An 8,981-nucleotide genomic window follows, 5' to 3' on the forward strand; every position below is an offset into this window, starting at 1 on the left:
GGCCACGCGCATCCGAGGACTGTTCCCGTGACCGGGAAGAGCCTCCAGGACACCTGGGGCCCGAACACCCGCTGCTTCGGCTGCGGCCCCGCGAACGAAAAGGGGCTCCGGGTCAAGAGCTTTCCCGGCGAAGGAGACGAAGTCGTCTGCGACTGGACGCCGGAAGAACATCACCAGGCGTTTCCCGGCGTCGTCAACGGCGGGATCTGCGGGGCGATCCTCGACTGCCACAGCAACTGGACCGCCGCGTACCACCTGATGAAGAAAGCGGGGGCGGCGGAGCCCCCTTACACGGTCACCGCCGATTTCCACGTCACGCTCAAGCGTCCGACCCCGATCGGACCTCTCCACCTGCGCGCTCGAGTCGTCGAGTCGAGCGAGGACCGCGCGACCGTCGAAGCTTCGATCGAGGCCGGCGGCAGGACGACGGCCACCTGCCGGGGAACCTTCGTGGCGGTCAAGGAAGGGCATCCCGCGTTCCACCGATGGTGAACGCGCCTCGGGCGCCGCGGCTCCGGACGATCCGGGCTCTCGTGCTCCTCCTCGCGTCGCTGGCCGGCCGGACCGTTCTCGCCGCGTCGGAGATCCCCGCCGCGCGCGTCCTCGGAAGAGCGGCTCCGGCCGTGGTTTCGGCCGAGCCCCGGTCGATCGCCGTGACGTTCTCGGGACCGGGACGAATCTTCCGGTTCGAGAAGCTCCCGCCGCGAGCGCCGCGACTCGTGATCTTCGACGGCGCCGAAGGATACGAGCTCTGGACCGACGCCGCCGGCCGGCTCACGCTTTCCGGTCCCGCCCGGCCCGGCAGCCACCGCATCGACGTTCTTCCGCCGGACCAGACGCGCCTGCTGACGTATCTTCCCCCCGCGGCCTACGCTCGATCGCGCGACCGCGTCTGGGGCACGCTCGTCCTCCTCCTGGCCGGCTCCGCGGCCCTCTGGATCTTCCGGGCGAAGCTCCCGGCGGACGAGGAGGCGCCCGGCGCGGTCCGGCGGGCGGCGGGCCCCCGCCGATGGATGCCGGTGATCGCCTCCCTCCTGCTCGCCGTGACCGCCGGGTCGTACGCGAAGCGCGTGTGGACGTCCCCGGCGCTGCCGTTCCCCCGCAAGGTGAAGAGGGACATGGAACTCTTCCGCCATTCGCAATTCATCCTCGGCTGGAAGCAGCCGGGGCTCCGGATCATGAACGATCAGCGCATCTACGCTTTCGCGGGGTGGCTTCAGGCTCACGGAACGCGCCCCGACCTGGCGAATCCGGAGCACCCGCCGCTCGGCAAATACCTCCTGGGAGCCGCGGAGCGGATCGCGCATACCCCGGTCGCGGCCACCTTCGCCGCCGGCCTCGCCGCCCTCGCGGGGCTCGCCCTCCTGGGCCGCCGGATTCTCGAAAGCTGGACTCTCGCGTTCGTCGCGACCTCGATCACCGCCGCCGGCGCCCTCCTCGCCTCGTACACGATCAACACCTACCTCGAGATCTTCGTTCTGGCGCTCGCGGCCTGGAGCCTCCTGGCGGCCGCGCGGGCGGCGGAGAAACCCCTCTCGCCGGCGCGAGTCGTCCTGCTCGACGCGATTCTCGGCGCGGGCATGGCGCTCAAGTGGTCGTTCGCCGTCTTCGGACTGGCCGTCGTCGTGACGCTCGTTCGCTCGCGGCGCCTGAGAAGTGCCGCGGCATTCGCGGCGGGGGCTCCGCTCGCGTTCGCCGCCTACGGCCTGGCCTACGCGAGATCGTTCACCCAGGGGCTCTCGCCCACGGCGTTCCTGGTTTTTCAGCGCGGCATCGCCCGCCGGTGGACTCTCGTCAACGCGAGCGCGAAACCGTCGACCTGGGGACTCTGGCGAATCCTGTTCACCGGCATCCCGGACTATTCGCCGCACCGGGTCCCGGAATGGAGCCTGCTCTGGCCCGCCGCGGCCGTCCTCGGAATCGCCGGCGCGATCCTCGCCTTCCGGCGGCGGGATCCCGCCGGGACCGCGTGCGGGATCTGGTTTCTCGGCCAGATGCTCTTCTTCACCGCCGCCCCGTCCTGGGAGCGCTACCTCGTTCCCGTCCTTCCCTTCGCGGTCATTCTCGCGGTTTCGGCGATCGCCCGCCTCCCGGTTTTCCGGAGATCCATCGCCGTCGCCGAGGCGATCTGACTTCGAACGGCGGGCAGTTCCGCTCCGATCGAAGCGGCCAGAGGAACGAGGCGCGCGGTGCTCGCCGGCGTGCCGGGAGGTGACGGCCCGGCTCAAATTGCATCACGCGTTTTCCGGACGCGGATGGCTATCATGGCCTCCTCCGTGGGCGAGACGATCCGTTTCTACGCCGGATTCGCGGGAGGAGTCCCCTGGCTCCTGGCGTGTTCCGTGGCCGGATTCCTTCGCCTGGCGTTCGGGTCGCACGATCGTTCCGCGACGACGTTCTTTGCCCGGATCTTCTGCGGCGGCCTCACCCGCGCGCTCGGCTGGCGGATCGTCGCCGACCCCGCGGACCTGCTCGAACGGGCGCGTCCATGCGTCTTCGTCTCGAATCACCAGTCGATCCTCGACGTCGTCGTCTTCGGAGCGATCGTGCCTCCGCGCACGGTCGCGGTCGGAAAGAAGGAGATCGGGCGGATTCCCCTCTTCGGCTGGTTCTTTCGCGCGGCCGGTAACCTCACGGTCGACCGGGGACGCCCCGAGCAGACGACGATCGCGCTCGCCGAAGCGGCGGGCATCATCCGCGAGGAGCGGATCTCCGTGTGGATGATGCCGGAAGGACATCGCAACGCCGGCGAGGAGCTCCTCCCCTTCAAGACCGGCGCCTTCCGGCTCGCGGGAGTCGCCGGAGTGCCGATCGTGCCTCTCGTCGCGGAGCCCCTCACCGCGATCGTCGACACGCGAGTTCGCCGCGCGCGGCCGGGCACGCTTCGGGTCCGCGTCCTCGATCCGATCCCGGTGCCCGACGCCTCCCCCGCCGCCGTCTCCGCGGCCGCGGCCGAGACGCGCCGCCGCATGCAGGAGGCCCTGGACGACCTGCGGCGAACGGTCGCCGCGGAATCCGAAGGCCCGTCGAAAATGAGACGAAGCTCGGACGAGCGAGCGATCCATCCCCGGGAATTGAAGCCGCGCTGAAGAGGCGGCCGGGGGACGGCCGCTCCTATTCGTCCCTGCCGTGGATCTTCATTTGCACGAGCTCCTCCGGGGACGGACGGCGGTCGCGGCTCGAGACATGCCGGACGAACTCGGGTGAAACGCCGTGGATCCGCATCGCGACGAGATCGTCGACGGGAACGCCGCGATACCCGAGCGACGCGAGCTCGCGGATGAACTCGGGCGTCACCCCGTGGATCCGCATCGCGACGAGATCGTCCGCGGACGTCCCCGCGTAGCCGAGCGCCGCGAGGTCGCGCAGGAACTCTTCGCTCGCGCCGTGGATCCGGAGCGCGACGAGGTCCGCCGGGCCGGCGTCGGGATACCGGAGCTCGCGGAGCGTCCTCGCGAACTCCGGTCGGACTCCGTGGATGCGCATCGCGACGAGATCGTCGGCCGAAATCGAGGAGAGGCCCGCGTCGTTCATCGCCTTCACGTACTCGGGCGTCGCCCCGTGGATCCGAAACGCGACGAGATCGTCCGCCGGGACGCCGCGATACCCGAGCGCCTGCATCGCCCGAATGAAGTCGGGCGTCGCCCCGTGGATGCGGAGCGCGACGAGATCGTCGAAGTCGAGGCGCGAATAGCCGAGAGCGGCGAGCTCCCGCACGAAGGCGCGGCTGACGTCGTGCACGGCCGCGGAAAACAGCCGGTCGCCGGACTGCCCGCCGTAGCCGAGCGAAGACATCTCCGCGACGTAGGCGGGGTCGGCCTCGAACGTGAAGCGCCCGCCGCCTTCTCCATCGCGGACGTCGCCTTCGAAATGGAAGACTCCGGCGTCCCGGCTCATGTCGAACCGGACGGGAGCGCTTCCCCCGCGAAGGGCGTCCGCGGAAAGGCCGCTCAGAGCCGAGACCGGGACGGTCTCTCCCGAGCTCCAGCTCGAATGCGAGGTCTTGCGGCGAATCTCGAGCTGGACGCTGCCGCGGACCCCCGCCGGCTCGATCGACCAGGTGCCGGACACGGAGGGTTCCGACGCCGCGCCGAAGGCCAGCACGGCCACGGCGGATGCCCCGGCCAGGGACAGGAGCAACGATCGACCGATCTTCTTCACGGGATCCTCCTTCGCCTCTCCCATAAGACGGCGCCGCGCCCGAAAAGGTTTCTGCTCCGGCGATCCGGCGCGGCGCTACTGGAGATCGTAGTCCGCGATCTTCTTTCCCTCGAGATACTTGTCGAACCAGTTCAGGATGTGCCGAAGCCTCGCGATTCGATGGGAGGGCTTGCCCGATCGAGAAAGCTCGTGCGTCTCGCCCGGGAAGAGAACCATCACGGCAGGTTTGTGGAGCGCCTTCAGCGCGCGGAACATCGTCCCCCCGCCCGCGTTCGTGGGCGTTCGGAGATCGCTTTCTCCTTCGATCAGCATCAGCGGCGTCTGGACCCTTTCGACGTAGGTGACGGGAGAGCGCCGGCGGTATTCCTCCGGATCCTGGAAGGGGTACCGGCGAAACCAGAACGGCGTGAAGAGCGTGAAATCCGTCGAGTACCAGAACGCCGCCCAGTCGCCGATCGACCGCTGCGAAACCGCCGCGGCGAAACGGTTCGTCTGCGTGACCGTCCAGTTCGTGAGGAGACCCCCTCCGCTTCCGCCCGTGACGCCCAGCTTCTTCTCGTCGACGTATCCGCGCCGGAGGAGCTCGTCGACGCCGGTCATGAGGTCCTTGTAGTCGTCGCCCGGATAGTTGTACTGGATGACGTTTCCGAAGTCCTGCCCGTATCCCGTGCTCCCGCGCGGATTCGGCGCGAGGACGACGTATCCCTTCGCGGCCATCCACTGGAATTCGTGGAAGAAGGTCTCGCCGTACGCCGTGTGGGGACCGCCGTGGATGTCCAGGATGAGCGGATATTTCTTCGACGGATCGAAGTGCGGAGGCTTCACCACCCAGGCTTCGATCTTCGTTCCGTCGAAGCTCGCGTAAGTGATCTTCTCCGGGCGGGAGACCTCGATCGCATCGAACAGGACGTCGTTTTCGTGGGTCAGACGCGCCAGCTTCCGGGTCGTCGCGTCGAAGAGGTAAAGCTCGGTCAGCCGGGTCGCGTCGTCGATCGTCACGGCGAAGCGATCCCCGTCGGAGGCCGCCGTGTACGCGACGATCTCGTGGTCTCCACTCGTCAGGGGCTCGACCCGCTTCGTCGCGAGGTCGATCCGGACGAGATTCGAATGGCCGTGCTCGGTAGTCGCGACGACGACCGCTTCGCCGCCGCGCGCCCACACGAGAGGGCTCGACGATTCCCCCCCGCGCGGCGGATGCTGGTCGCCGATGATGTCGTTTCCGACGTCGGAGTCGTATCCGTCCGTCAGGTTCGCCGCGCGGCCCCCTCGGAAGACGAAGGCGTCCGGCTGCGTGTACGAACGCTCCCGAGCCGGGTTGACCCATCCCTCGAACGCGAAGGAACGGCCGTCGGGCGACGGACGGACGCCGAATACCGGGCCGTCGATGTCGATGACGGTCTCGAGCGGCCCCCCGCCCGCCGGAACGGAATAGAGGTTGCTGTCCGCCGGCTTGTAGTAGGGCTCCTCCTGACGGTCGGACACGAAGAAGAGGCGCTCGCCGTCGCGGCTCCAGAACGGATTTCCTTCGTCGAACCGGCCCGTCGTGACCTGTCGGGGCGCGGCAAGGGTCTCCGCCGGGCTCGAGGAGATCGTCCAGACGTGCTCGTGGGCGTTCAGGTCGAGGAGGCCCTCGTCGTTGTCCCGGTAGAGGGCGCGCGTGACGATGCGGACGTCGCTCTCCTTCTCTTTCTCGGCCTCCGCCTTGCCGGCGTTCTTCTTCCGTTCTTCGAGATCCTCCGGGGTCGTGGAGCTCGTGAACGCGATCGTGCGGCCGTCGGGTGACCACTGGGCGGGCGACGCTCCCTTCGGAAGGTCGGTCAGCCGGCGGGCCTCCCCGCCGGCCATCGGCAGCACCCAGATCTGCGCGGGGTCCTTCTCTCCCGCGCGAAGAAACGCGAGCGTCTCCGAATCGGGCGACCAGCGCGGCGAGGAGTCGCGGGTTCCCGCCGTGAGGCGGCGCGGCGCGGCTCCCTCGCGGGCGTCGATTTCCCAGACCGACGTGTCGTACCGGTCCTCCTTCTCGTCGACCGTCACGAGCACGTAGGCGATCCGGCGCCCGTCGGGCGAGATCTGCGGATCGGCGATCCACCGGAATTTCAGCAGATCGGTTTCGGCGATCGGCCGGCGCTCCGCCGCCGCCGCGGGCCGTGCACCGAACCCGAACGCGAAAACGGTCCCCAGGAGAACGGAAGGAAGTCTTCTCATCGTCCGGGGAGCATATTCCGAGGCTCCGCGGCCCCGCCACGGCGCGAGAGCGTCAGCCGATCGAGGTCCGATCCGCCTCCGTCATCCGGACGGGCGACGCGGGAAGGCGATCGAGCACCGGGAGCCCGCCCGCGCCGACGCGCCCGAACGACAACACTCCCGTCGGGCACATCTGGACGCACGCGGAGCAGCGCACGCACTGGGGATCTTCCATCGGGACGCCCTGATTGGCGAAGCTCATGACGTCGATGCCCTGGTGGCACACGGAGGTGCAGACGTTGCAGGAAATGCATTTCGCCTTCTCGGGAAAGATCCGGAAGCGCGAGAACCGCGCGTACACGTGCATGAGCGCCGCGAGGGGACAGGCGAACCGGCACCACACGCGTCCGGAGAACCAGAAATAGAATCCGACTCCGACGATTCCCGCCAGGAAGAGATCGACGAGGCGCGCATAGTTCAACGGAATCCCGAGCGGCGCCCATCCCGAGAGCATTCCGTCGTAGAGGCGCGCGGCGGCCGCGCCCACGCGGGTCCCGGGCGCCGCCCAGGAAACGGCGCGCCCCGCGAAGAGCAGGAGTGCGGCCGCCAGGATCGCCTGCCCCGCCATGTTGACCCGGTTCCAGAGCGGCCCGTGCGGCATCTTCTGCCGGTGCCTGTCGCCGAGCGTCTCGGCGAGCGCGCCGCACGAGCAGATCCACCCGCAGTAGGCGCCCTTTCCCCACCGGCGAACGATCAGCGGGATCGCGACGAACGTCTGCAGGAATGCGATCGCGAGCCACCAGCTCATCGGGCGCGGCGAGAAGACGTTCCAGACGAAGAGCGGCCAGGCGAGGATCAGCCCGAACGCGCGCCAGTATTCCCGCCCCTGTCCGGACGAGACGGCCGGGAACAGGTGATCGGCGATCGTCTTCCCGACGCCCGAATCGAAGGCGCCCGCGTGCCCCCACCACGGGAGGAGGACGTACGGAAGCAGGAAGAGCGGAACGAGCTGGATCGCGATCAGCGCGACCGTCTGGCGCGTCACGTAAGGGGTTCGGCGGCGCCGGATCCGGGCGACGCCGAACAGGACGATCGCAAGGCAATACGCGACGGAATAGTAGAAACCCGGCTCCCGAAGCGAGATCGCGACCGCGGTGGCGAGCGGCGCGGCGCCGTCGCCCGAACCGGCGAGGCGCACGTCGAACGGGAACCATCGGCGCGATTCGAAGACGCGCGTGAGGGACCCGCCCGCCTTCCAGTTGAAGAGGAAAGTGCAGAACGCGACGAACGCGGCGAACGCCGCCGCCCGTCCGGCGGTCCATTCCCCCCGGATCCGGATCCCGGACCGCCGGAAGAAATCGAGCGGAGCCCTGCGCCCGATCATCGTGAACACCACGTCGTTGGAGACCGCGCGCTCCCGGCCGTCCGCCTCGCGCAGCACGACCCGGCCGGGTTCGATCCGCGCGACCTCCGTGCCGAGCGCGATCGCGATCCGTCCCGGCGGATGCTCGACGGCGTCGAAGGCGCCGGTGGCCGCGGTGACTCTTTCGGAGCTCGGATGCTCGACGCCGACCGGCGCGCGCGGGTCGTGTTCGAGAGCGTGGAGCGCCGCGACGTTGGCCGGCTTCGGCCGCACGAGATCCTTCCCGCGGCACGCGAGCGTGGTGCGCGCGCCGGAAGCCGCCAGCGCGATCGCCGTCTCGACCGCGCTGTCCCCGCCGCCGACGACGAGCGCGTCCTGCCCGGCGAAATCCTTCGGGTCGTAGAGCCGGTTGAACACCTTCCCCGAGTCCTCCCCGGGGACGCCCAGGCGCCGATGGCTGCCGCTCCGGCCGATCGCGACGATCACGCGTCGTGCGGCCGTGGGAGACCGCCCGTCGGCATGATGGAGCCGCAGGACGGCACCGGCGCGCTCGACGCGGTCGATCCGGGAGAACACCGGATCGATGCCGGCTCCGCGGCGCTGCGCTTCCAGGCTCTCGAGGAGCGCTTCCTTCGGGTGGACCTCCTCGCGGAATCGGAGCCTCCCTGCCGGGCTCATTCCGGAGGGGTACGTGAAGATCGGCTTCCCCTTCGGGAAGTTCGCGACCGTCGAGAACGGCTCGGACGCTTCGAAGACCGAGAATCGGAGCCCGAGCGCTTTCGCCTCGAGCGCCGCGGAGATGCCGGCGACTCCTCCTCCGACGATCGCGAGATCGAGCACGGCCGGGTCTTCCCCCGGCCCGGCGAGCTCGGCGGCGACGGCGCGGGCCGCCCGGGCGCCGCCGTCGGCGGAAAGTTTCAGGAGGGGGATCCCGGTCAGGTCGCCGGCGATGCGCACGCCGGGGACCGCCGTCTCGCCCCCCTCGCCGATCTCGGGCAGCTTCTCGACCGTTCCCGCGGGCCAGCGCGTGTGCAGCCATCGCGTGTACCGGGCGACGGGGTTCGGCATCTCCCGCGAGCATAACGCGCTTGCGAGGCGCCTCCGGAGCCGTTAACGTCGCCGCCGACGATGCCCGATTTCGGCCTGACCCGTCGCGAGGTGCGCTTCCTCCGGAGCCTCTCTCCGCCGTGGCGGATCCAGAAATGCCTCGACGGCTTCGACTACGACGTGCACGGGAAGCATTGCCGCTCTCCGCGCCGCGCGATCCGCGAAG

Annotated in this window: 6 protein-coding genes; 3 read left to right on the forward strand and 3 right to left on the reverse strand. The window is 69.5% G+C overall.

The genetic code is table 11. The features are described 5' to 3' along the window. Window positions 1–27 precede the first annotated feature (27 nt). From VFS34_14070 to VFS34_14080, 3 genes are all read left to right on the forward strand, one after another. Complete coding sequence (locus tag VFS34_14070) at window positions 28–492, forward strand: PaaI family thioesterase (GenBank protein ID HET9795576.1); 465 nt, start codon at window positions 28–30, stop codon at window positions 490–492. Then, on the forward strand, window positions 489–2,132 hold the full coding sequence (locus VFS34_14075) for a hypothetical protein (GenBank protein HET9795577.1): 1,644 nt from the start codon (window positions 489–491) through the stop codon (window positions 2,130–2,132). Before VFS34_14070 ends, VFS34_14075 begins: the two co-directional genes overlap by 4 nt. Before the next feature lie 132 nt (window positions 2,133–2,264). After that, window positions 2,265–3,089 carry a lysophospholipid acyltransferase family protein gene (locus VFS34_14080; protein HET9795578.1) on the forward strand — a complete coding sequence of 275 codons (825 nt, stop codon included), beginning with the start codon at window positions 2,265–2,267 and terminating at the stop codon, window positions 3,087–3,089. Between the two features lie 25 nt (window positions 3,090–3,114). On the opposite strand, the gene VFS34_14085 is transcribed toward VFS34_14080, so the two are convergent. The 3 genes from VFS34_14085 to VFS34_14095 all read right to left on the reverse strand — a co-directional run bounded on the left by VFS34_14085 (window position 3,115) and on the right by VFS34_14095 (window position 8,776). After that, window positions 3,115–4,161 carry a hypothetical protein gene (locus VFS34_14085; protein ID HET9795579.1) on the reverse strand — a complete coding sequence of 349 codons (1,047 nt, stop codon included), beginning with the start codon at window positions 4,159–4,161 and terminating at the stop codon, window positions 3,115–3,117. A gap of 75 nt (window positions 4,162–4,236) precedes the next feature. Further along, entirely contained in the window at window positions 4,237–6,366 is a 2,130-nt protein-coding gene (locus VFS34_14090) for a S9 family peptidase (protein HET9795580.1), read from the reverse strand. A gap of 52 nt (window positions 6,367–6,418) precedes the next feature. After that, window positions 6,419–8,776: an NAD(P)-binding domain-containing protein gene (locus VFS34_14095; GenBank protein HET9795581.1), complete on the reverse strand. Its 2,358-nt coding sequence runs from the start codon at window positions 8,774–8,776 to the stop codon at window positions 6,419–6,421. Window positions 8,777–8,981: the final 205 nt, after the last annotated feature.

This window comes from Thermoanaerobaculia bacterium (assembly GCA_035717485.1).
Taxonomy (GTDB): Bacteria; Acidobacteriota; Thermoanaerobaculia; order UBA5066; family DATFVB01; genus DATFVB01.

Coding starts and splice junctions, on each gene's coding strand:
- VFS34_14080 (HET9795578.1), top strand. CDS start 2,265: ATGGCCTCCTCCGTGGGCGAGACGATCCGTTTCTACGCCGGATTCGCG.
- VFS34_14090 (HET9795580.1), bottom strand. CDS start 6,366: ATGAGAAGACTTCCTTCCGTTCTCCTGGGGACCGTTTTCGCGTTCGGG.
- VFS34_14095 (HET9795581.1), bottom strand. CDS start 8,776: ATGCCGAACCCCGTCGCCCGGTACACGCGATGGCTGCACACGCGCTGG.